Genomic DNA, 21,740 nt, shown 5'->3' with positions numbered 1-21,740 from the left:
TGCCTAGCGGATGTTCGGGTCGAAGGTGAAGATCACCAGCGTGCCCAGCAGGATGGTGAACACCGTGGCGGTGTAGAGCAGTGCCTTCAGCCACAACCGGCTGGTCGGCCGCTCGGCGTAGTCGTTGATGACCGTGCGCAGGCCGTTGGCGCCGTGCAGCATCGCCAGCCACAGCATCACCAGGTCCCAGACCTGCCAGAACGGCGACGCCCAGCGGCCGGCCACGAAGGCGAAGCCGATCTTGGAGACACCGCCGTCCAGCACCAGCTGGATCAGCAGGTGGCCGAGGACGAGGACGACCAGCACGATGCCGGACAGGCGCATGAACAGCCACGCCGCCAGCTCGAAGTTGCCCCGGGTCGACTTCGGGGTCTTCTTGGTGCGCTTGCGCGGGGCCTCGATCAGCGGCGCCGGGTGGTCGACGGTGTAGACGGGGGCGCCCTCCACGGGGCCGACTCCGGAAGCGGGGGTTTCAGTCGTGGACATCGGCGTCAGCTCCCAAAGAGTGCGCGGTACGCGTGGCCGAGGACCGGGTAGATCGCGCCGGCCATCAGGACGATCCAGACACCCATCACGGTCCAGAACATCTGCTTCTGGTAGCGCGGGCCCTTCGACCAGAAGTCGACGGCGATCACCCGCAGGCCGTTGAGCGCGTGGAAGAGGATGGCGGCGACGAGGCCGTACTCCAGCAGCGCGACGATCGGCGTCTTGTACGTGGCTACGACCTTGTCGTAGGCCTCGGGGGAGACACGCACGAGAGCGGTGTCCAGCACGTGAACGAACAGGAAGAAGAAAATGAGGACGCCGGTGACTCGGTGAGCCACCCAGGACCACATTCCTTCCCGGCCGCGGTACAGCGTTCCAGCCGGCACGGAAGAACCCTCCGGGAGCGGGGACTAGGGCCGCGCCGGCTTCTCTGTCGGTCGGGCCCGGCCGGGTACGGTCCACCGGCCCCCAGCATCGTAGCGAGGCGACGCGCTGTGCCTTACGGGGGGCCTACCGGTGTGATCAAAGTGGCACGCGGTTGGGCTAGCCCGGTGCGGTGTGTCCGGTTATCTACCGGGTGCGGGTGCGTTGGTGCTGGTCGCGCGGTTTCTCGCGCCCTTGAGAAATGCCGCGATTCTCCCTTTCGCCAGGCGCCGGAGCTGCTCCGCCGCCACCACCCGCTCGTCCTCCGGATCGTTCGCCAATCGTGATCGGATCGCCTGGAGGATGTGGTCGATGACCTCGTCCGCGGGGATGTCGCCCACGTAGATGATGAACGTGTGGCCGAAGCGGGCCTCGTAGGCGGCGCGGGCGGCGCCGAGGGCCATGTGGGCCGCCGAGTACGTGTCCTCGGGGAGTTCGGGGAGGCGCTCGCCGGCCAGGGCCTCGGCGAGGTCGGCGGGGGAGAGGTCGTACGTCGCCTCGTCGGCCGCGGCGAGCAGGGAGTCCAGGTCGGGGTAGGGGCGGTGCGCGGCGATCCGGTCGGACCAGCGCGGGCTGCGCAGGCAGTGCAGCAGAAGGGTGCGCGCCTCGTCGGCGGGCGCGGTGTTGAAGGCGTCGAGCGGCTTGGGGAGATACGGCAGATGGTGGGCGGGCAGCGTCGGTCCTCGCGTCACATGTGGTGCGGCAGGGGATTGTGTGAAGGATGTGAGTGTCGTCAGGTTATCGAGAGTGGTCATACGGTGTCCGAGCGATAACGGAATTTCACTCGAACGGCAGAGTTTCGCTTCGTCCGGCTGACCGCCGGACCGGGGAACGGTCGTACGTTGGCAGGGTGACCCAGCACAGGCACAGGCGCCGGGGACCGGCGCGGCAGGTGATACGGAAGCGGGCGGTGATGGCCGCCGCGTTCGCCGGGACGGTAGCGCTCGGCACGGGCGTCGGCCTGTGGGCCGCGGCGGACGGCGGCGGCGCACCGCCGGGGAACGCGACGCGCCAGTCGGCCTCCGGCCGGGTGGCCGGCACCGGTACGGAGCCCACGGCACCGGGCACCCCGTCGGCGGCGCCGAGCCCGAGCCGGTCGTACCCGCTGTCGAAGACGCCGCGCACCATACCCGCGGTCCGCTCGCACACCCCGGAGCGCGGCCCCGGCTGGCGGCCCCGGCCCGGTGCGCGGGTGGTGGTGGCCGATCCGGCGCTGGCCGACGAGGCCCGGCTGACAGCCGGGGAGCTGGGGCTGGTGTACGCGGGGCAGAAGAACGACGCGCGGGCCGGTGACGTACGGCTCGCGCTCGGCGGCGGGGGCGGGAACCGGGAGTCGTACACGCTGACCGTCCGGGACGGGCGGGTCGACATCACCGGGCCCGGTGAGGCCGGGGTCTTCTACGGCACCCGCACCCTGAAGCAGGAGGTACGCGGCGGCGGCACGGCACCGGAGGGCGTCGTGCGTGACCAGCCGGCCAAGCCGGTGCGCGGGTTCATGCTGGACATCGCGCGCAAACCGTTCACCGCGTCCTGGATCGAGGACCGGATACGCGAGCTGGGGGACCTGAAGTTCAACGAGCTGGGCCTGCACTTCTCCGACGACCAGGCCTTCCGGATCGAGTCCGACAGCCACCCCGAGATCGTCTCCCCGGACCACCTGACCAAGGCGCAGGTCAAGAAGATCGTGGCGCTGGCGGAGAGCCGGCACATCACCGTCGTACCCGAGATCGACTCCCCGGGACACCTGGGCGCGGCCCTCGCCGCCCACCCCGACCTGCGGCTGCGCAAGGCCAACGGGGTGGTGCTCCGCGGCGCCGTCGACATCTCCAAGGACGCCTCCGCCCGGCTCGTGGACGACCTGCTGAACGAGTACGCCGGCCTGTTCACCGGCGGCCGGTGGCACCTGGGCGGGGACGAGTACCAGGCGCTGATGGCGCGCGACCCGCAGGCGTCGTACCCGCAGCTGGCCGCGGCGGCCCAGCGCAAGTACGGCCCCGGCGGCACGGTCGCCGACCTCACCACCGGCTGGCTGGACGACCGCGCCGCCACCGTCCGCGCCCACGGCAAGACCGTACGGGCCTGGAACGACGGCTTCTTCCGGGGCACCTCCGTACAGCCCGACCCCTCGCTCCAGGTCGCCTACTGGACCGGCAAGGAGATCGGCGCCCGGCCGCCCGCCGAGTACCTGAGCGCGGGCCGGCAGCTGCTCAACTACAACGACGAGTTCCTCTACTACGTGCTCGGCCAGCCGCAGACCTTCGTCTACCCGACCGGACAGCGCATCTACGAGCAGTGGAACCCAAGGGTGGTGCGCGGCACGACCGCCGTGCCCGCGCGCTACGACGGGCAGATCCTCGGCGGGTCGTTCGCCGTGTGGTGCGACTTCCCGCACGCGCAGACGCAAGGGCAGGTCGCCGCCGGAATCCGGATGCCGCTGCGGGCCACCGTGCAGAAGCTGTGGGACCCGGGCCGGCCCGCGCTGTCCTGGGCGGACTTCCGGAAACTGGCGGACCGGCTGGGCTGAGATCCGCGCGGCGGGCCGGCTGGGCTGAGGTCCGCGCGGCGGCCGGGCGGGCGCCGGAACCGGGTGGACGTGCGGGGACGTCCGGCCGTAAGTTCCGGTGTCCGCGCACGTCGGCGACGCACGTGCCGGTGCCGTCGGCGGCGCTCCGGTCCGGGGAGGACCACGCGCCGTCCCGCCACTCTTTCTTCTCGGGGGAACCTCGTCATGACCTCGCCCATGCCCGTGCCGCCGTACCCGCACCCGGCCCCGCCCGGCGCCTGGCCGCGCTCACCGGCCGCGCTCGCCCGGGCCACCGCCGTGCTGCTCGGCCTGGTCATCGCCACCGACCTGTTCGCCTGCTACGCGGACCTGCTGGAGATGGACGTCACCAAGGACCTCGTCGACGGCGCCGTGGGCGGTGACATGGTGGACCGGGCCGACCGCGCGGACGACCTCTACGGTCTCTCCGGCATCCTGCAGGGCGTGGCGCTGGTGGCCACGATCGTCGTCTACCTGTGCTGGTTGTGGCGGGTACGGGTGAACGCCGAGGTGTTCGACGCCTCCCGGCACCGCATGAGGCGCGGCTGGACGATCGGCGGCTGGTTCTGCCCGGTCGTGAACCTGTGGTTCCCGCGCCGGATCGTCGCGGACACCTGGGACGCCAGCGGGCCCTGGGGCGCGCGGTCCGGGCACCCGCTGGTCAACGCCTGGTGGACGCTGTGGCTCGTCGACCTCTTCCTGGACCGGCTCGCCGACACGCGCTCCCGGCGCGCCGAGACGGCACAGGAACTGTACGAGGCCGCCAGGGTGATGCTGCTCTCCGACGCGCTCGACATCGTGGCAGCGGTCCTCGCCGTCCTGGTGGTCGTCCGGCTGAGCCGGTTGCAGGAGTGGAAGCTGCGCTCGGGCGAGATGCCGTTCCCGGCCCCGGCGCTCGGCTGAGAACCGACCGCTCGCGCCGGGCGCGCGACACGGCGGAAGCGGGGGTGCGGGCGGGCCTGTGACCTTCGTGCGAGGGTCGTAAGGCGGTCCTGCGGCGGTTGGCGAAACGTTTGGCGAAACCGGGCGGAACCCGGTGACGCGACCCCGCCCCGGAGCGCTCTTCCCTATGTGACAGCCCACATGACAGCCGAAGCGACAGCCCATGTGACCGCCCGCGCCGCCGGCCCGGTGCCGGCCGGTGCGCCAACCCGTCCGACGGCCCCCTACGGGCCGGCCCGGCAGGCGACCAGGCCGCGCGCCGTGGCGGAACCCGCGCGCTGGGCGGCGGACGCGGTGGCGACGATGCGCGAGGGCGCCCGGGTGCGGCTCGACTACTCGGCGCGGAGCCTGAGGCGGGTGGACCGGATGATCGAGGAGATACGCCGGGAGCGGGCGCCGTACGCGGCCGTCCGCAGCGTCCTGCGCGGCTTCGGCGCCTACGCCGGCGAGGTCATCGTCCGCCGGACCGGCGCCGAGTGGTGGGCGACGGGCGGGGAGTACTGGGTGCGCACCCCCGACGGCCGGTTGTGGGACCCCATCGAGGAGGCCCGCCGCTGCTACGGCGGCCACGGCTCGCTCCGGCTGCTGTGCCGGGACGCGACCGGCGAGATCTGAGGCCGGCCGGGCGGTCCCCGGGCTGAGCGGGGGCTGTTTCCGAGGCGAGCGGGAGCCGTTGCCGTGCCGAGCGGGGGCCGCCGTCCGGCTGTGACACTTCCGTCGGGGCCGACGCTGATGATCGTGGAGGACGGCCGGCACGGCGGGGGCGTGTCGCGACCGTGAGATCAGGCGTCACACAGTGGCCAGGAACCCGGCACGAACGAGGACGGTCTTGGGCCAGGGAGTCGGACCCCGCCGCCCGCGGCCGCGGGACGGGGAGCTGGGCGAGGCCGTGGCGCGGGCCCAGGACGGTGACGAGAGCGCCTTCGCGGTGGCCTACCGGATCGTGCACCCCGGGCTGCTGGGCTATCTGCGGGGCCTGGTCGGCGAGGAGGCGGAGGACATCGCCTCCGAGGCGTGGCTGGAGATCGCCCGGGGCCTCGGCCGGTTCCACGGCGACGGGGCCGGCTTCCGCGGCTGGACCGCGACCATCGCCCGGCACCGCGCGCTGGACCACCTGCGCCGGCAGCGGGCCCGGCCCCGGTCCGCGCCGCTGGAACAGCACGCCCTGGAACTGCCCGGCCGGCACGGCACCGACGAGCAGGCCCTGGAGTCGCCGGCCGGCGAGCGGGTGCTGGAACTGGTGCGCGCGCTGCCGCGGGACCAGGCCGAGGCGGTGTTGCTGCGGGTGGTCGTCGGCCTCGACGGCCCGGCCGCCGCCCGCGTCCTCGGCAAACGCCCCGGCGCCGTCCGCACGGCCACGTACCGGGGGCTGCGCAGCCTGGCCCGGCACCTCGCGGACACCGGTGCCGGGGACGGCGACGAGAGCGGGCGCGGTCAGGAGTAGCGCGTTCGGTGCCGGGGCGTCAGCCGCCGTGGGCAGCGGCGTACGCGGCGAACGAGGACTCCGTACCGGCGGCGAGGTCCGGCACGGCACCGGGCGTGTCGCCGGCCGCCGCCGTGTCCGGGACGAACCCGCACGGCGGCCAGGCGTACCAGCCGCTGATGCGCGCGATCCCGGCGGTCCGCTCCCGCCGTGGGCGCCGGCCGGGCCGAGGCGTGATCGATCAGCCCCGGGTCACCGGTGCCTGGAGTTCCGTCACCCAGTCGTCAAGGTTTTCCGGGCACTCCAGGCTGACCTCGCGGGGGTACCCGGCCGACCGGTAGCCGCCTGCGTCGATCCAGCGGGCCAGGGCCTGGGCGGTGGGGAGCACGGCATCCACCGGCCGAGAGACAACAAGGCAACGACCGGGGCCGCCACCCCCCACAGGAGAGGCCCCGGCCGTCGCGGGTACGGGTCGCGTGCGGCCCGTACTCTCTTCAGCGCCGTGCGTGGCGTTTCTGTCACACCCGGCCACATCCGGTCCTCACCGTGCGCGCATCCGTACCCGGTCACGAGTTAGTTGCATCTTCTATGGACATGGACGCGCGGCCCTTTCACGCCGTAACGTGCCTTTCGCGCCGACCGAGGACAGGCGTAAAGGGAGTACGGTGCTGGGGGACGACGCGGAGCTGACCGCCGCGGTGCGCGCGGCACAGGGCGGGGACGAGGCCGCGTTCCGCACGGTGTACCGCGCGGTGCACCCCCGGCTGCTCGGATATGTCCGCACCCTCGTCGGCGACCCGGACGCCGAGGACGTCGCCTCCGAGGCATGGCTCCAGATCGCCCGTGACCTGGACCGCTTCAGCGGCGACGCCGACCGGTTCCGCGGCTGGGCCGCCCGGATAGCCCGCAACCGCGCCCTGGACCACATCCGCATGCGTGGCCGGCGTCCCGCCATAGGCGGCGACGAGACCGAGCTGGCCGGCCGGCCCGCCGAGTCCGACACGGCCGGCGAGGCCATCGAGGCCCTGGCCACCGACAGCACCCTGTCCCTGATCGCCCGGCTCCCGCAGGACCAGGCCGAGGCCGTCGTCCTGCGCGTGGTCGTGGGCCTGGACGCCAAGACCGCCGCCGAGACGCTCGGCAAACGCGCGGGCGCCGTCCGCACCGCCGCGCACCGCGGTCTGAAGCGACTCGCGGAGCTGATCGGCGCCGATCCGGAATCGGCGGGCGGACTCGACGCCCTCCCGCCACAGCGAGAACCGCGCCGCGGCGCGGTGACGTCCGCAACTGTGACGCATACGCGTACGCGGACGCAGAAGGACATGTGATGGCCGACGAGCAGGACAAGTGGCTGGACCGTGGGACGGCGGAACGTCTGCTGCGCGGTGAGTCGCTGGAAGCCGTCGACCCCTCCGCCCGTGACCAGGCCGAACGCCTCTCCCGGGCGCTCGGCGCACTGTCCGCCGAGGCGGCCCCGGCCACCGGTGAACTCCCCGGAGAACAGGCCGCGCTGGCCGCGTTCCGCAAGGCCCGCGAGGCCGCCGAGGCGGAGCGCACCGCCGCCGCGCACGCCCCCTCCGCCGCCCGCGCGCCGGCGCCCGGCGCCGACGCGGGCCTGATCCGCATCGCCGCGCCGGCCCGTACCGGAATCCCGGCCCGGCGCCTCCGCCGGGGCCGCCCGGCACGTCTGGCGCTCGCCGCCGCGCTGGCCGTCGGCACGCTCGGCGGGGTCGCCGTGGCCGCGGGCAGCGGAGCGCTCCCGACGCCGTTCGGTGACGCCCGGCCCCGCCCCACCGCCACCGCCGGTACGGCCACCGGACGGCCGCTCGCCTCCCCGTCCGCGCGGGCCGCACCGGACGCCGGCAAGGGCACCGGCGCCCCCGGCACGGCGGGCACTCCGGGCGGCCGGGCCGAGGGGAGCCCTGACACCGGCCCAGGAGGGACGGGCGCAACCAGCGGGACCGGTGAAACCGGCAGACAGGGCGTCGGCACCGGACGCGACACCACGCCCGGCACCCCCTCCGCGATCCCCGGCACCGGATGGCTCCGCGACGCCGACGCCTGCCGCGCCTTGCGGGACGGCGAGGACCTGGACACCGGCCGCCGGCGCGCCCTGGAGCACCTGGCGGGCGGGGCCGCCCGCGTGACCCGGTACTGCGAGGTCCTGCTGTCCGCCGGCGGCCGTGCCCCCGGCCCCGGGCACGGGGAGGACGGGAACAGCGGCAAGGGCAAGAGGAACAAGGGCGAGAGGAACAAGGGCGAGAGGGGCAAAGAGGGCAACAGGGGTGAAGGGGGCAAGGGGCGAGGCAAGGGGAGCGGTGCCCGGCCCGGCCGTCCGGGCCCCGGTCACGGCGACGGCGGGCGCCGCGGCGGTGTCGCGCCCGCCCCCTCCCGCGCCGCCCCGCACCCCGGCGGCCCGGACCGCGCGGAGCGGGACCGCGGGCAGCCGGACCGGGAGCGGTCCGACCGCGCGCCGAACCCGGCACACTCCGCCCACTCCGTCCGCCTCGCGCTCTGACCGACCCCGCCGCATCCTGTGTGACCTGCGGTTTCACCAGAGCGAGAAACTGTTTCCGCGCCAGGTGTGACGTTTTCGGAGCCCGTGACGCAGTACTGAGTGAGCCGACTGGTCATCGGCCGTCGCACGGAGCCGGGTTCCCCCCGTACCCAAGGCTCGTGCACCTGGCGCGGGCGGGACACGTTCCCCCGGTCCCGTCCGCGCCCCGCAGCCTCACCGGGAGACGACGACCTTGTCGCCGACCCTCACCTGGGCGAACAGCCGCGCGATCGCCGCCTCGTCCCGCACGTTGACGCAGCCGTGCGAACCGCCCGCGTACCCGCGCGCCGCGAAGTCGGCGGAGTAGTGCACCGCCTGGCCGCCGCTGAAGAACATCGCGTACGGCATCGGGGAGTGGTAGAGCGTCGACACATGGTGCCGTGACTTCCAGTAGACCTTGAACACACCTTCGCGGGTGGGCGTGTACTGGGTGCCGAACCGTACGGACAGCGTGTCGAGCGTGTGCCCGTCGATCATCCAGCGCAGTGTCCGGCTGGCCTTGTCGATGCACAGCACCCGGCCGGTCGTGCAGCGCGCGTCGGGCGCGGCGGCCGGCTGACCGCCCATCGGGTACAGCTCCCACCGCGTCGGCCGGTGCGTCATGGCGAGCAGCCGCTGCCAGGTGACGGTGTCCAGCCTGCCGGTCGCCGGCAGTCCGCGCTTGCCCTGGAAGCCGAGGACGGCCCGCACGGTCTGCGGGCCGTACGTCCCCGTCGGCGTGGCGGACAGCCAGCCCACCTGGCGCAGCCGCGCCTGGAGTTCCCGTACGGCCGGCCCGCTGCTCCCGTGCGCCCACAGCACCCGGGGCGGGGGCGCGGGAGGCGCCGGGGGTGTGGCGGGGACGGCCGGCGTGACCGGTGCGGGGGTGGTGGCCCGTGGGGGTGGAGTGGCCGACGTGGTCCCCGCCGTCCCGGTGGGCGCGGGAGCGGGGCTGGAGGGTAACTGGACGCGGACCGGCAGGCCGTGCTTGGCGTCGGTGTCCTGCGGCTGCACGGTGCAGCCGGCCAGGGCGGCGAGCGCGGTGACCGCGGCGGCCGACGCGAGCAGGGCGGCGGGTCTCCCCGTAATCCTCATGCCGGGGATGCTTCCCCGCGTGGCAGCCGCCGAACTCCGTCCGCCCGCGCGACCGCCACCGGGGGATGTTTCCGGACCGTTCGCCGGACGACGTCCCCCGCGTGCCCGCCGCCGGACTCCCTCCCTCCCGTGACCGTAACCGGGTGACATGGCATGCCTGAGGGGGTACGCGTTGTAGCGCGGAGGCGGTCATGGCACGTGAGTCCGAATCGGGTCTGCCCATCGAGCCGGTCTACGGTCCGGCCGACCTGGCCGGGTGGGACCCTGGGCGGAAACTGGGCGAACCGGGCGCGTACCCGTTCACTCGGGGCGTGTACCCCACCATGTACACCGGCCGCCCCTGGACCGTGCGCCAGTACGCCGGGTTCGGCACGGCGGCCGAGTCCAACGCCCGCTACCGGCGGCTGATCGACCACGGCACCACCGGCCTGTCCGTGGCCTTCGACCTGCCCACCCAGATGGGCCACGACTCCGACGCCCCCCTGGCGCACGGCGAGGTCGGCAAGGTGGGCGTGGCCGTCGACTCGCTGGAGGACATGCGGGTGCTGTTCGACGGCATCCCGCTGGACCGGGTCTCCACCTCCATGACGATCAACGCCCCGGCGGCCCTGCTGCTGCTCCTCTACCAACTGGTCGCCGAGGAGCAGGGCGTCGGCGCCGACCGGATCACCGGCACCATCCAGAACGACGTGCTGAAGGAGTACATCGCGCGCGGCACGTACATCTTCCCGCCCAAGCCGTCCCTGCGGCTGACGGCGGACATCTTCCGCTACTGCACCGTGGAGACCCCGAGGTGGAACACGATCTCGGTCTCCGGCTACCACATGGCCGAGGCGGGCGCGTCCCCCGCGCAGGAGGTCGCCTTCACCCTCGCCGACGGCATCGAGTACGTCCGTACGGCGATCGCGGCCGGCCTGGACGTGGACGCCTTCGCGCCCCGCCTGTCCTTCTTCTTCGTGGCCCGTACGACGCTGCTGGAGGAGGTCGCGAAGTTCCGCGCCGCACGCCGGATCTGGGCGCGGGTGATGCGGGAGGAGTTCGGCGCGCGGAACCCCAGGTCGTGGATGCTGCGCTTCCACACCCAGACGGCCGGGGTCCAGCTGACGGCACAGCAGCCGGAGGTGAACCTGGTCCGGGTCGCCGTGCAGGCCCTGGCGGCCGTCCTCGGCGGCACCCAGTCCCTGCACACCAACTCCTTCGACGAGGCGATCGCGCTGCCCACGGAGAAGAGCGCGCGGCTGGCGCTGCGCACCCAGCAGGTGCTGGCCCACGAGACGGACGTGCCGGCGACGGTGGACCCGTTCGCGGGTTCGTACGCGGTCGAGCGGATGACGGACGGCCTGGAGGAGGCCGCGCTGGACCTGATGCGGCGGGTCGAGGAGACGGGCGGGGCGGTGGCGGCGATCGAGCGGGGCTTCCAGAAGGCCGAGATCGAGCGGAACGCGTACCGGATCGCGCGGGAGACCGAGTCCGGTGACCGGGTGGTCGTCGGCGTCAACCGCTTCCGGCTCGATGAGGAGGAGCCGTACGCGCCCCTGCGGGTGGACCCGGCGATCGAGACCCGGCAGTGCGAGCGCCTGGCCCGGCTGCGGGCCGGCCGGGACCGGCGGGCGGTGCGGGCGGCACTGGGCGCGCTGCGGACGGCCGCCGAGGGGGAGGACAACGTGCTGTACCCGATGAAGGAGGCGCTGCGGGCCCGGGCGACGGTGGGGGAGGTGTGCGGGGCGCTGCGGGAGGTCTGGGGGAGCCACGTCCCGTCGGACACGTTCTGAGCGGGGTGCCGCGCGTCGAGTCGCGTCCTGTCGGCGTACCCCGCGTGCCCCGCGTACCGTTCTTTGGACCGTCCGGGTCCGTTGTCGTACCCGCGTGCGACACTCCCCGCATGTTCGGTGTCATCGACCTCCCCACGTACCTCGCGGGCCTGATCCTGATCGTTCTGCTGCCCGGCCCCAACTCCCTCTACGTCCTGTCCGTCGCCGCCCGCCGTGGCGTACGGGCGGGGTACACCGCGGCGGCGGGCGTGTGGTGCGGGGACACCGTGCTGATGACCCTGTCCGCCGCCGGGGTGGCCTCCCTGCTCCAGGCCAACGCCGTGCTCTTCGGCATCGTGAAGTACGCCGGCGCCGGATATCTGACCTGGCTGGCGATAGGCATGCTGCGGGCGGCTCGGCAGACGTGGCGGACCCGCCACGCACCGGCCGCCGAGGACGCGCCGCCCGCGCAGGCCGCCGACGAGCGCCCGTTCCGCCGTGCCCTCGTCGTCAGCCTCTTCAACCCCAAGGCGATCCTGTTCTTCGTCGCCTTCTTCGTGCAGTTCGTGGACCGGGACTACCCCTACCCGGCCCTCTCGTTCGTCGTCCTCGGCACCTTCGCCCAGGTGGCGAGCTGCCTCTACCTCAGCGCCCTGATATTCGGCGGCACCCGCCTCTCCGCCGCCTTCCGCCGCCGCAAGCGCCTGACGGCGACGGCCACGTCGGCGGCGGGCGCGCTGTTCCTGGGCTTCGCGGTGAAGCTGTCGCTGGCGAGCGCGTGACGCTACGGCGCGGTCAAGGCGCCCACGCGTGAGGCGTACTCCGTCAGGCCCCCGGTCGTCTCGCCGGCCCAGCCCACGTACCCGTCCGGCCGGATCAGGAAGACGCCCGGGCCGTAGGACTCCGGGGCCGACGGGAGGGACCGGACGCCCGGCACCGACGCGCCGAGCAGGGTCCAGTGCGGCCCGCGGAACACGTCGAACAGCCGGGTGCCGGCCACCCGGCCGTCCGGGGCCCGGTCGCCCGCCCGGAGCCCCGCCGGGGCGGTGCGGCGCTCCACGCTGAGCGACGACTCGCGGTAGCCGAGGCCCAGCTGCACCGTCGCCGCTCCGCGCCGCACCTGGCCGCGGTGCACCGCCGTGGACAGGCCGAGCACGCCGGCCGCGGTGGCCCGGCGCTCCTCCTCGTAGGTGTCCAGCAGCGTCTCGGGCGCCCCGCCGCGCAGCACCGCGCCCAGCTTCCACCCGAGGTTGCAGGCGTCCTGGACACTGGTGTTCAGGCCCTGGCCGCCCGCCGGCGAGTGCACGTGGGCCGCGTCGCCGGCGAGGAGGACCCGGCCCACCCGGAACCGGTCCGCGAGCCCGGTGCGCGGCCGGAAGCCGGAGATCCACCGCAGCCCGGTCACGCTGTCGGCGTCCAGATGGGTGAAGGCGGCCACCAGTGACCGGACGCCGTCCAGGGTCTGCTCCGGTGCGGTGCCCTCCGGCAGGCGCGCCTGGAGCTGGAAGTCGTCCGTTCCGGCCAGCGGGCACAGCGCGAGGCCGGTCTCCCCGGCTCCCCGGAACATGTGCCAGTGGTCGCGGTCGAGGCCCTTGACCTGGACGTCCGCCACCAGGAAGGAGGCCGGGTCCACCGTCTCCCCGGTCATCCCCACGCCCAGCGCGCGCCGGACCGTGGAGCGTCCGCCGTCGGCCGCGACCACGTACGCCGCGCGGAGCGCCGTACCGTCCGCCAGGTCCACGGTCACGCCTTCGGTGTCCTGCCGCAGTCCGGTCACCTCGTGGCCGAAGGCGACCCGGCCGCCCAGCGCGGTCAGCCGGGCGTGCAGGATCTCCTGCGTCCGCCACTGCGGGATCATCAACGGCTCGGTGTACGGCGTGCCCTCGTCCGCCGGGACCGGGTCGAACATGGGCGCCGCGCCGAGGGGTTCGCCGTCCCGCCAGACCAGCCGGGGCGGGTAGGGGCCGCCGGCCGCGCGGATTTCGGCGAGGACGCCGAGGTCGTCGAAGACCTCCTGGGTGCGGGGCTGGACCCCCTTGCCGCGGGAGCCGGGGAACAGTCCGTCCGCACGCTCCACGACCAGCGCGTCGACCCCGCGTCGGGCGAGGTCGATACCGAGGGCCAGACCCGTCGGACCCGCCCCCACGATCAGGACATCCATCGCATCTCTCCTTAACGACGTTAAGCGCTGCCGTCCGCGAGCATGTCCTTAACGGCGTTAAGCTGTCAAGCGTGAAGCCGGAGAAACGCGCACCCCTGGACCGTGGACGAGTCGCCGGCACGGCGCTGCGACTGCTGAACGAGGTCGGCCTGGAGGGGCTGACCCTGCGGGCCATCGCACGCGAACTGGACGTGAAGGCGCCCGCGCTGTACTGGCACTTCAAGGACAAGCAGGCGCTGCTGGACGAGATGGCCACCGAGATGTACCGGCGGATGACCGCCGGGGCCGCGCTCGACCCCGCCGACACCTGGCGGGAGCGGCTGCTGAAGACCAACCGGGGACTGCGCGGCGCGCTGCTCGGCTACCGCGACGGCGCCCGGGTCTTCAGCGGCTCGCGCTTCACCGGCACGGAGCACGCCCGCGAGCTGGAGGCGAACCTGCGACTGCTCACGGAGTCCGGCTTCACCCTCGCCCAGGCCGTGCACGCGGGCCGCACGACGCACCTGTACACCCTCGGCTTCGTCACCGAGGAACAGGGGGTACGGCCGGTCCCGGACGAGCGCCGCGAGGGCTACGACATCGGCGAACGCGCCCGGCGGCTGGCCGACCACCCGCTGGCCGCCGAGGCCGGCAAGCTGCTCTTCGCCGACTACGACCAGCAGTTCGAGGAGGGGCTGGCGCTGCTGATCGAGGGGATCGCGGCGCGGTACGGGATCGGCTGAACAGGGACAGCCGCCACCTCGCGTTCACCCGGCGTTCCGACGGACGTCGCCCCCTGGCGTCGAGCGCTTTCTACGGTCGCAGCGACCCACCCCTGAGAGAGCCCAGGTGTCCGTGTGACCAACCGTTCCCCGCGACTGTCGGTGATCATCCCCTGCTTCAATGTAGAGGGCTATATCCCGGAGACCGTCGCCAGCTGCGCCAACAACGCCCGCGATGACTTCGAGTTCCTGTTCGTCGAGGACCGCTCGACCAAGGACCACACGTACGAGGCGTTGCTGGAACTGACGAAGCGGCTGCCGAACAGCACGGTGATCCGGCACGAGCAGAACGGCGGGCTGGCCACCGCGCGCAACACCGGCATCGACGCCGCGGAAGGCCGCTACCTCACCTTCCTCGACGGCGACGACTGGCTCGCCCCCGGCTACCTGGCCGACCTGGTGGAGTGGATCGAACGGCTGGACGTCGACTTCGTGCGCACCGACCACGTCCAGGTGACCGGCGTCAACCGCATGGTCCACCGGGCCCCGGAAGGCCGGCGGCACACCCCGCTCGACCCCCGCACCTCCATCCTCCCGGTGGACGACACGACGATGGTCGACTACCCCTACGCCTGGGCCGGCGTCTACCACCGCCGCCTCCTCGACCGCGGGATGCTGCGCTTCCACGACGGGCTGCGCACCGCCGAGGACCGGCCCTGGATCTGGGAGCTGCACCGCAGGGCCGAGTCCTACGCCGTCGCCAGCCTGCGCGGCGTCTTCTACCGCAGGGGCGTGGCGAGTTCGCTCACTCAGATCGGGGACGTGCGCCAGCTGGACTTCTTCCGCTCCTTCGACCTGGTCCTCGCCGAACTCGCCGACGACCCGGAGGCGCACCGGCTGCGCAAGAAGGCGCTGCGCAACTACTGCGTCGTCATCGCCCACCAGCTCCTCCAACGCGACCGGTTCGAGCGGAACGTCGCCGCCGAGCTGCGCCGCCGGGCCGCCGAGGTGCTGGGCCGGATGACCGAGGAGGAGCTGAACGAGGCCCTCCTCGGCATGGGCGAGCAGCGGGTCGACGTCCTGCGGCGCATACGCGGCGGCATGAGGGGAGTCGCGGCATGAGCGGCACCACCCAGATCTTCTTCTCGGCCACCCAGTACGCGGCCGCCACCGTCACCGCCGCCCTGCGCGCCGGACTCTTCGGCCCCCGCTCCGAGCACCGCCGGATTCTCGTCGTCAGCAACACCGCCGCCGTGCCCGAGGTCGGCACCCCGCTGGACCGGATGGCCGGATTCGAGCAGATACGCCCGGAGTTCGACGAGGTCCGCTCCTGGAACGAGTTCATATCCCCGCACCACCCGGCGGGCTGGTCACCGCGCGCCCAGGACCTGGTGATGTGGGAGAAGGCCGTACGCCTCGCCTGGAACCTCGGTGACGAGCCGGTCGAGATCGCCTGCGAGTCCATCCAGGCCAACCCCTCCCGCGCGGTCGCCGACATCTTCGCCGACAGCCCGATCCACGTGTACGCCGACGGCCTGATGAGCTACGGCCCCACCCGCAACCGCATCCCGCACGGCATGAGCAGCCGCATAGCGCGCGTGCTGCACCCGGACCTGATACCCGGGCTGCGCCCGATGCTCCTGGCCGAGTACGGGGTCCGGCCCGAACCCGTGCCGAACGAGGCCATCGTGGACGTGCTCGCCCGGATCGGGGAGGAGGGCGCCGGAATCCTCGCCGACCGCGTCCCCGCCGAGGGCCGCCCCACCGCCGTACTGCTCGGCCAGTACCTCTCGGCCATCAACCTGATCACCCAGGACGAGGAGGAGGAACTCCACGTCCGCATGGTGCGCGCCGCCGCCCGCGCCGGGCACCGCGCCGTGCTCTTCAAGCCCCACCCCAGCGCACCCGCCGTCTACAACACCTCGCTGGAGGCGGCGGCACGGGAACTCGGAATCCGGCTGACCGTCCTGAGCGAACCCGTGCTCGCCGAGACCGTCTTCGCCCACCTGAAGCCGGAACTGGTCATCGGCTGCTTCTCCACCGCGCTGATGACGGCCGCCGCCTTCTACGGCATCCCGGTCGCCCGGGTCGGCACCGAACTGCTCCTGGAACGCATCACGCCGTACGAGAACAGCAACCGCGTCCCGCTCACCATCATCGACGCCGCCCTGCCCGACGCCGAACGCGACACGATCGGGACCCCGCTGCCGCTGGAGGCGCTGGGCGGGGAACTGGGCCCGCTGGTGCGCACCGTCGGCTACTGCATGCAGTCCCGCAAGCACCCGGGCCTGCGCGAGGAGGCGGCCGCCTGGCTCACCGCCCACCTCGCCGGACACCAGCGGTACTTCAAGAAGCGCCGCCTGACCAGCCTGCGCCTGCCCGGCGGCAGCCCCGTACGGGCCGAGGCACTGCGCCGCCACCCCGCCGTGCGCAAGGCCGTGAGGCAGATCCGCGCACGCCGCCGGTAGGCGGGCGAGGGGCACCGGTACGGGCCCTGGCCGACGGCGCGGACAGCGCCCGCTTCAGCCACGGGCCCACCGGACGCTCCACGAACCGGTGCAGCAGCCAGGCCAGCCCCAGCAGCCCGGCCACCGTCACGCCGAGCGTCGGCCACGGGCCGAGGCCCAGGTCCTGGCGCACCACCCGGATGACGAACCAGCCCAGGTGCTCGTGGATCAGGTAGAAGGGGTACGTCAGCGCCCCCGCCACCGTCAGCCAGCGCCGGTCCGCCCACCGTGCCCAGCCCAGCGCCACCACCGCCACGGCCGCGAAGGCCAGCGTGACGACCGCCTGGATGACGTACGGGTCCCGGTGGAAGTCACCGCCCTGGGCGCCGGGGTGCCACAGGCCCGTCACGCTGTAACGCTGGCCGAGCAGCCAGGACACCGCGACGATCCCCCACAGCAGCGGGTCGCCGCCGTGGCGGTGGACGAGGTACAGCGCGAGCCCGCCGATGAAGAAGGGGGCGTGCTCGGGCATCACCAGCTCGTCGACGAGGGGAGCGTGGGCGACCCGGGCCAGCACGCCGGCCAGGGTCCACAGGCCGCAGAACAGCACCACCCTGCGGTAGGTGACCCCGCGCCGGACCACGCACAGGGCGAACAGCACGTAGAAGCGGGCCTCGACCCACAGCGTCCAGCACACGCCCAGCACCCGGGGCGCGCCCAGCGGCTGTTGCAGCATCGTCAGGTTGACCAGGAACTCGTCCGGCCGCGGCGGTCGCACCACGGCCGGCAGCAGCAGACAGGCGCCGGTGACCAGCAGCAGCGCGGCCCAGTACGCCGGGTACAGCCGGGCGACCCGGGACCGGAAGAACTGGCCGGGGGTCCGGCCCCAGCTGCTCATGCAGATCACGAAGCCGCTGATGACGAAGAAGAACTGCACGCCCAGACAGCCGTAGACGGCGGCCCGGGAGAGCGCGGGGAAGAGCCGGCCGGGGGACTCCTGCCACGCGGCGGCCACCGGGCCGCCGCGCCCGGCGAAGTGGTAGAGGCAGACCATCAGCGCGGCCAGCAGCCGCAGACCGTCCAGCGCCCGCAGCCGGGAGGCGGGCCGGTGCGGCCCGGCGCCGGAGGCGGCGGCAGCGGGGTCCTTCGGGGTGGCGGGCAGGGCGAGGTCGGACGCGTTCATCGCGGGACCCTCCGCGTGGGGGACGGGCGGAGCCCCGCACCGCGCGGGTACGAGGCGCCGGACCTCTACCCGGCAACGCGCGGTCCCTCTCGCCGACCGCACACCTGTCGCCGGGATGACGTAACGCACCCGGCGGTGACGCGGGAACGGAACGCCCCGGCCCCCGGTGTCCGGGGGCCGGGGCTCGGCTCAGCGTCTGGTGCGCGGGGTGAGCGCGCGGGCCCGGCGGGCGAGCCTGCGCACGGTCGCGTTGCGCGGGATGAACGCCAGCTGGGCGGGCACCGCGCCCGGCAGGGCCAGCGCGGTCAGCCGGCGGCGCTTGAAGTACCGCCAGGTGTCGGTGTCCAGGTGCCGGGCGAGGTAGTTCTCGGCGGCACCCCGCAGCCCCGGGTAGATCTTGGGCTGCATGGCGAAGCCCACCGCCCCGAGCAGCGCGGCCAGTTCGTCCACCCGCTCCCGCGAGGGCGGGCGCCAGCCGGACACGGCGGCGGCGTCACCGAGGTCCGGCAGCAGCGCGTCGGCGATCGTGACCGGGACCCGGTTGCTGTTCTGGTAGGGCGTGAGCCGGGCGAGGACGGTGTCCGTGCCGACCCGGGCGACGGGCAGGCCGTAGAAGGTGGCCGCCGTGAACAGCGCGGTGGAGAAGCAGCCGACGACCAGCGCGGGACGCAGCCGCTGGAAGGCCACCTCGGCGAGTACCGGCACGTCCAGCAGGGTCAGTTCGGCGCCGAGCCGGTCCGCCTCCTGCTGGAGCATCCGGGACCAGCGGGCGGGCGCCACCGGGTGCGGCTTGAAGACCAGTCTGCGGTGGCCGAGCGCGACCGCGCCGCGCACCATCCTCAGGTGCAGCTCCTCCTCCTCGGCGGCACCGAGGATGTCCAGCGCGGAGAGGTACTGGCCGAGCAGCAGGGCGGGCCGTGGTTCACCGGCGCCCGGCAACTCGGTCTCGTCCTCGGCGAGTTCGCCCAGCACCTTCAGGAAGGTCTCGGTGGGCACCAGCTCCGGGCGCACCCCGAACTCGGTGAGCAGCAGCGGGGTCAGCCCGGGGACCAGGTCCAGGTGGAGCAGGCGGTCGATGCGCGTGCCGACCAGCGGGTCGATCTTGTCGCGCGTGGGGCCATAGCTTATGAGGCCGTCCGCGTAGACGTCGACGGGGGCGCCGGTGAACAACTGGCACAGCGCGAGCGCCGGGTTGACCTGCACCGACTCCACGGTGAGCCGGACCTGGTCGTCACCGAGTCCCCACAGCAGCCGTACGTACCGCTCCCACATGGGGATGTCGTTGGCGCGCGGGCCCCAGCCGCTGGGGTGCAGGGGCGCGATGGCCTCGTTCCAGGACAGCACCTTGTCGAAGCGGTCGCCGATGCCCGCGAAGCCCGGCATCCGGTCCACGGACGGCGTGGTCTCGGGATTGGCCGCGTTGTTGGTGATCAGCAGCAGCCGGCGATCGGCCGGCCCGAACAGGCCGGCGTCGAGGGCGGCGGCCAGGGTGGCCGCGCCGTACAGCGTCGACGCGCAGAAGATGTGGGTGGTGCGGGGCATCAGACGCTCACCGTCCGGGCGGCCGTGGGCCGGCGCCGCAGCCGCCGCAGCCGGCCCGCGCGCTGCGCGTCCATCGAGTCCATGACCTGCGCCAGCACGTCCTGCGGGAGTCTCTTCAGCGCGGCCGCGCTCAGCGACCGCAATTGTCGGGCCACGGCGGGTTCGAACCTCTCGATCGATCCGAGGTGATGGGCCATGATGGCGCAATACGTGCGCACGGCCTTCGGCAGCAGCTTATCGGCCTCGGGATCGCGCGCCGTTTCCTCGATCACCTGGTCGAACGCGCGAATGAAATCCAATTGCCTGACGTCACCGATCTGGGTGAGTGACGAGGCGACGCCGCGCCGGTAGTACACGCCGAGCAGGCCGAGCGCGGCGAAGGATTCCGCCTCGCGGTGCAGTTTCCAGATCCACGGCCGGTCCTCGGCCGTGCGCAGCCCGTGGGTGAAGTGCAGCAGACCCCGGTCGACCAGGCGGCGGTGGTAGATGCCCGCCCAGGCGTACGCGTAGTCGACGGAGGTGGAGCGGTCGGCGGGCAGGATCGCCTCCCGCGGGTTCAGCACCACACCGCGGCGGCCCTGCGGCACCCGGTGGACGGCACGGGCCCGGCCGGTGCACTGGACGTGGTCGGTGCGGATGAAGTCGCAGCCCAACTCGTCCATGGCGGCGACCAGTTGGGGGTAGTAGCCGGGGGCGAGCCAGTCGTCCCCGTCGAGGAATGTCAGGTACTCCCCGCGGGCCCGGTCGATGCCGGTGTTGCGCGCGGTGGCCAGCCCTCCGTTCTGCTCGTGTCTGACCAGGACCGCGCCGGGCAGTTCGCGTTCCGCGCGCGCGAGGATCTCCGGTGTCTCGTCGCGCGAACAGTCGTCGACGAGCACGAATTCGAAGTCCTCACGCGCGTTCGCACGCAGGCTCTTCAGCGTGTCTGGCGCGTAGTGCTGGACGTTGTAGAAGGGCACGATGACCGAGAGCTTCACCACGCGGACGACGGTAGAGGCAAGCGCGGCCCGCATTCTGGCCGACTGCTTGATTTCCGGTGAACTACGCGTGGCAATGCCGTGAACCACACTGTTTTTTCACCCGATCGCGCGCCGGTTCGCCTTTCGGCGGTGTGCTGTTAACCGTTTGTTGTATTCCGGTTGGGCGGTTCCTCTCCCACGCTTCCTAGCGTCTTCGACGTGCCAGCAAGTACTCCGAAGTCCCTGCGGGTCGCCGTCCTCGCGGACTCCGACACCCGGTGGAAGTGGGGCGCGCTCACCGCGCGCCGGCTCACCCCGCCGGCTGCCGAGGTCCGGCTCGACGGCTACCTCCTGCGCGGACGCGCCACCCCGACCGCCCGCCAGCTGGAGGAGGTCGGCGTCCGCGCCGACTCCCTGCGCGAGGTCACCGGCGTCGAGTTCCTGCGCGAGATGGGCGGGGCGGCGCCCGACGTCCTCGTCCTCGCCCTGGTCGGCGGCGGCGTCCAGGCGATGCTGCACGGGCTGCGCGCCGCCTGGGGCTCCGGGAAGCGGCCCGTGGTCGTCACCGGCTACGTCGGCGTCGTCTACGAGAAGCTCGCCGACGGACTGCTGCTGCGGCACGGCGCGGACCTCGTCCTCGCCAACTCCCGCCACGACGCGGACCGGTTCCGGGCCGTGTACGAGGGCGTGGGCGCCGACGCCGCCGCGGTCACCGAGGTCGCGCTGCCCTTCCTCGGCGGGGCGCCGTACACCGGCGAACACGACCCGTACACCGTGGTGTTCGCCGCCCAGCCGTCCGTGCCGGACAACCGCCGCGACCGCACCTACCTGCTGGACCGCCTCATCGAGCACGCCCGCCGCCACCCCGAGCGGGACGTGCTGCTCAAGCTGCGTTCCAAGCCCGGCGAACACACCACCCACATCGAGGAACTGCCGTACCAGAAGCTGGTCCAGGGCAAGGACCTGCCCGCCAACTTCCGGCTTGTCTACGGCCACATGGGCGAGGTCCTCGACCGCACCGACCTGCTGGTCACGGTCAGCTCCACCGCGGCCCTGGAGGCCCTGCACCGCCGTATCCCCACCGCGGTCCTCACCGACCTCGGGGTGCGCGAGGTGCTCGGCAACCACCACTTCACCGGCTCCGGCTGCCTCGCCTCCTGGGACCAGCTGGACGCCGGGCACCGGCCGGTGCCCGACGAGGAGTGGGTGGCCCGCCAGGGGGTCGCCGCCGACGGCTCGTACGCCACCGCCTTCGACGCGGCCCGCGAACGCATCGCCAAGCTGCTGCAAAGGCCCGGCGGACTGCCGCCCCTCGCCCCCTACTACACCCCCGAGACCGCGCCCGGCTATCTGCCCGGCATCCTCGCCCGCCACCACCTCGGCCCCGACGGCGTCCCGCTGCCCGGCGCGCCCGCCGCCGACAAGTCGCCCGGCCCCGTCCGGCAGATCGTGCGCCGCGCCGCCCGCGGCGCCTACCGGCACGGCGTCCAGCGGGTCGCCCCCGTGATCCGGCGGATGGGCGAGCTGTGACCTCATCGCAAGGAGTAGA

19 protein-coding genes and 2 pseudogenes are annotated in these 21,740 nt (G+C 73.3%); 12 read left to right on the top strand and 9 right to left on the bottom strand.

Going from position 1 to position 21,740, the window contains the following annotated elements:
• Nucleotides 1–3: 3 nt before the first annotated feature.
• From Srubr_RS27275 to Srubr_RS27265, 3 genes are all read right to left on the bottom strand, one after another.
• On the bottom strand, nt 4–486 hold the full coding sequence (locus Srubr_RS27275) for a succinate dehydrogenase hydrophobic membrane anchor subunit (RefSeq protein ID WP_030789512.1): 483 nt from the start codon (nt 484–486) through the stop codon (nt 4–6).
• A 5-nt stretch (nt 487–491) separates the two neighbouring features.
• Nucleotides 492–872, bottom strand: a complete 381-nt coding sequence (gene sdhC / locus Srubr_RS27270; protein WP_189993920.1) for a succinate dehydrogenase, cytochrome b556 subunit — start codon at nt 870–872, stop codon at nt 492–494.
• 180 nt (nt 873–1,052) lie between these two features.
• Nucleotides 1,053–1,601, bottom strand: coding sequence for a 2-oxo-4-hydroxy-4-carboxy-5-ureidoimidazoline decarboxylase (locus tag Srubr_RS27265; RefSeq protein ID WP_229926618.1), 549 nt, complete (start codon nt 1,599–1,601; stop codon nt 1,053–1,055).
• A gap of 221 nt (nt 1,602–1,822) precedes the next feature.
• On the opposite strand from Srubr_RS27265, the gene Srubr_RS27260 reads away from it, so the two are divergent.
• The 4 genes from Srubr_RS27260 to Srubr_RS27245 all read left to right on the top strand — a co-directional run bounded on the left by Srubr_RS27260 (nt 1,823) and on the right by Srubr_RS27245 (nt 5,837).
• Nucleotides 1,823–3,433 (top strand): beta-N-acetylhexosaminidase, encoded by a 1,611-nt coding sequence (locus tag Srubr_RS27260; RefSeq protein WP_189993916.1) that lies wholly within the window; start codon nt 1,823–1,825, stop codon nt 3,431–3,433.
• A 204-nt stretch (nt 3,434–3,637) separates the two neighbouring features.
• Entirely contained in the window at nt 3,638–4,354 is a 717-nt protein-coding gene (locus Srubr_RS27255; protein ID WP_189993914.1) for a DUF4328 domain-containing protein, read from the top strand.
• A gap of 180 nt (nt 4,355–4,534) precedes the next feature.
• Nucleotides 4,535–5,008: a hypothetical protein gene (locus tag Srubr_RS27250; RefSeq protein WP_229926617.1), complete on the top strand. Its 474-nt coding sequence runs from the start codon at nt 4,535–4,537 to the stop codon at nt 5,006–5,008.
• A 214-nt stretch (nt 5,009–5,222) separates the two neighbouring features.
• Nucleotides 5,223–5,837 carry an RNA polymerase sigma factor gene (locus Srubr_RS27245; RefSeq protein WP_189993912.1) on the top strand — a complete coding sequence of 205 codons (615 nt, stop codon included), beginning with the start codon at nt 5,223–5,225 and terminating at the stop codon, nt 5,835–5,837.
• A 220-nt stretch (nt 5,838–6,057) separates the two neighbouring features.
• On the opposite strand, the pseudogene Srubr_RS27240 reads toward Srubr_RS27245, so the two are convergent.
• Nucleotides 6,058–6,213 (bottom strand): annotated as a pseudogene (locus tag Srubr_RS27240) (MerR family transcriptional regulator); the annotation flags it as partial.
• Between the two features lie 268 nt (nt 6,214–6,481).
• Between Srubr_RS27240 and Srubr_RS27235 the strand changes: the two are divergent.
• Both Srubr_RS27235 and Srubr_RS27230 read left to right on the top strand, forming a co-directional pair.
• A complete protein-coding gene (locus tag Srubr_RS27235; protein WP_189993910.1) occupies nt 6,482–7,144 on the top strand; it encodes an RNA polymerase sigma factor in 663 nt (220 codons plus the stop codon).
• Nucleotides 7,144–8,334, top strand: coding sequence for a hypothetical protein (locus Srubr_RS27230; protein WP_189993908.1), 1,191 nt, complete (start codon nt 7,144–7,146; stop codon nt 8,332–8,334). Before Srubr_RS27235 ends, Srubr_RS27230 begins: the two co-directional genes overlap by 1 nt.
• Before the next feature lie 213 nt (nt 8,335–8,547).
• Here Srubr_RS27230 and Srubr_RS27225 read toward each other — a convergent pair whose 3' ends face one another.
• Complete coding sequence (locus Srubr_RS27225; protein ID WP_189993906.1) at nt 8,548–9,447, bottom strand: L,D-transpeptidase family protein; 900 nt, start codon at nt 9,445–9,447, stop codon at nt 8,548–8,550.
• A 191-nt stretch (nt 9,448–9,638) separates the two neighbouring features.
• On the opposite strand from Srubr_RS27225, the gene Srubr_RS27220 reads away from it, so the two are divergent.
• Nucleotides 9,639–11,219: an acyl-CoA mutase large subunit family protein gene (locus Srubr_RS27220; RefSeq protein ID WP_189993904.1), complete on the top strand. Its 1,581-nt coding sequence runs from the start codon at nt 9,639–9,641 to the stop codon at nt 11,217–11,219.
• Nucleotides 11,220–11,329: 110 nt separating this feature from the next.
• On the top strand, nt 11,330–11,980 hold the full coding sequence (gene leuE, locus Srubr_RS27215; protein WP_189993902.1) for a leucine efflux protein LeuE: 651 nt from the start codon (nt 11,330–11,332) through the stop codon (nt 11,978–11,980).
• A 2-nt stretch (nt 11,981–11,982) separates the two neighbouring features.
• On the opposite strand, the gene Srubr_RS27210 is transcribed toward leuE, so the two are convergent.
• Nucleotides 11,983–13,359: an FAD-dependent monooxygenase gene (locus Srubr_RS27210; protein WP_189993900.1), complete on the bottom strand. Its 1,377-nt coding sequence runs from the start codon at nt 13,357–13,359 to the stop codon at nt 11,983–11,985.
• A gap of 71 nt (nt 13,360–13,430) precedes the next feature.
• Here Srubr_RS27210 and Srubr_RS27205 point away from each other — a divergent pair, with 71 nt between their 5' ends.
• The 3 genes from Srubr_RS27205 (at nt 13,431) to Srubr_RS27195 (ending at nt 16,528) form a co-directional block, all read left to right on the top strand.
• Nucleotides 13,431–14,081, top strand: coding sequence for a TetR/AcrR family transcriptional regulator C-terminal domain-containing protein (locus Srubr_RS27205; protein WP_189993898.1), 651 nt, complete (start codon nt 13,431–13,433; stop codon nt 14,079–14,081).
• 114 nt (nt 14,082–14,195) lie between these two features.
• Nucleotides 14,196–15,182: a glycosyltransferase family 2 protein gene (locus Srubr_RS27200; RefSeq protein ID WP_189993896.1), complete on the top strand. Its 987-nt coding sequence runs from the start codon at nt 14,196–14,198 to the stop codon at nt 15,180–15,182.
• Complete coding sequence (locus Srubr_RS27195; protein WP_189993894.1) at nt 15,179–16,528, top strand: polysialyltransferase family glycosyltransferase; 1,350 nt, start codon at nt 15,179–15,181, stop codon at nt 16,526–16,528. Before Srubr_RS27200 ends, Srubr_RS27195 begins: the two co-directional genes overlap by 4 nt.
• 25 nt (nt 16,529–16,553) lie before the next feature.
• Here Srubr_RS27195 and Srubr_RS41030 read toward each other — a convergent pair.
• The 3 genes and pseudogenes from Srubr_RS41030 to Srubr_RS27185 all read right to left on the bottom strand — a co-directional run.
• Nucleotides 16,554–17,690: pseudogene (locus tag Srubr_RS41030) on the bottom strand (acyltransferase family protein); the annotation flags it as partial.
• Between the two features lie 189 nt (nt 17,691–17,879).
• Nucleotides 17,880–19,232: a polysialyltransferase family glycosyltransferase gene (locus Srubr_RS27190; protein ID WP_189993892.1), complete on the bottom strand. Its 1,353-nt coding sequence runs from the start codon at nt 19,230–19,232 to the stop codon at nt 17,880–17,882.
• Nucleotides 19,232–20,212, bottom strand: coding sequence for a glycosyltransferase family 2 protein (locus tag Srubr_RS27185; RefSeq protein ID WP_189993890.1), 981 nt, complete (start codon nt 20,210–20,212; stop codon nt 19,232–19,234). The genes Srubr_RS27190 and Srubr_RS27185 overlap by 1 nt, the downstream gene beginning before the upstream one ends.
• A gap of 198 nt (nt 20,213–20,410) precedes the next feature.
• Between Srubr_RS27185 and Srubr_RS27180 the strand changes: the two genes are divergently transcribed.
• Nucleotides 20,411–21,721 carry a DUF6716 putative glycosyltransferase gene (locus Srubr_RS27180; protein ID WP_189993888.1) on the top strand — a complete coding sequence of 437 codons (1,311 nt, stop codon included), beginning with the start codon at nt 20,411–20,413 and terminating at the stop codon, nt 21,719–21,721.
• Nucleotides 21,722–21,740: the final 19 nt, after the last annotated feature.

Origin of the sequence: Streptomyces rubradiris, assembly GCF_016860525.1 — a bacterium.
Taxonomy (GTDB): Bacteria; Actinomycetota; Actinomycetes; order Streptomycetales; family Streptomycetaceae; genus Streptomyces; species Streptomyces rubradiris.
Note: the sequence above shows the minus strand (reverse complement) of the source record. Positions and strands in the feature narration are given on the sequence as shown.

Bases quoted from the DNA above. Each gene is read 5' to 3' on its own strand.
- Srubr_RS27275 (WP_030789512.1), bottom strand. From the start codon at position 486: ATGTCCACGACTGAAACCCCCGCTTCCGGAGTCGGCCCCGTGGAGGGC.
- Srubr_RS27260 (WP_189993916.1), top strand. From the start codon at position 1,823: ATGGCCGCCGCGTTCGCCGGGACGGTAGCGCTCGGCACGGGCGTCGGC.
- Srubr_RS27255 (WP_189993914.1), top strand. From the start codon at position 3,638: ATGACCTCGCCCATGCCCGTGCCGCCGTACCCGCACCCGGCCCCGCCC.
- Srubr_RS27250 (WP_229926617.1), top strand. From the start codon at position 4,535: ATGACAGCCGAAGCGACAGCCCATGTGACCGCCCGCGCCGCCGGCCCG.
- Srubr_RS27230 (WP_189993908.1), top strand. From the start codon at position 7,144: ATGGCCGACGAGCAGGACAAGTGGCTGGACCGTGGGACGGCGGAACGT.
- Srubr_RS27225 (WP_189993906.1), bottom strand. From the start codon at position 9,447: ATGAGGATTACGGGGAGACCCGCCGCCCTGCTCGCGTCGGCCGCCGCG.
- Srubr_RS27220 (WP_189993904.1), top strand. From the start codon at position 9,639: ATGGCACGTGAGTCCGAATCGGGTCTGCCCATCGAGCCGGTCTACGGT.
- leuE (WP_189993902.1), top strand. From the start codon at position 11,330: ATGTTCGGTGTCATCGACCTCCCCACGTACCTCGCGGGCCTGATCCTG.
- Srubr_RS27210 (WP_189993900.1), bottom strand. From the start codon at position 13,359: ATGGATGTCCTGATCGTGGGGGCGGGTCCGACGGGTCTGGCCCTCGGT.
- Srubr_RS27195 (WP_189993894.1), top strand. From the start codon at position 15,179: ATGAGCGGCACCACCCAGATCTTCTTCTCGGCCACCCAGTACGCGGCC.
- Srubr_RS27190 (WP_189993892.1), bottom strand. From the start codon at position 19,232: ATGCCCCGCACCACCCACATCTTCTGCGCGTCGACGCTGTACGGCGCG.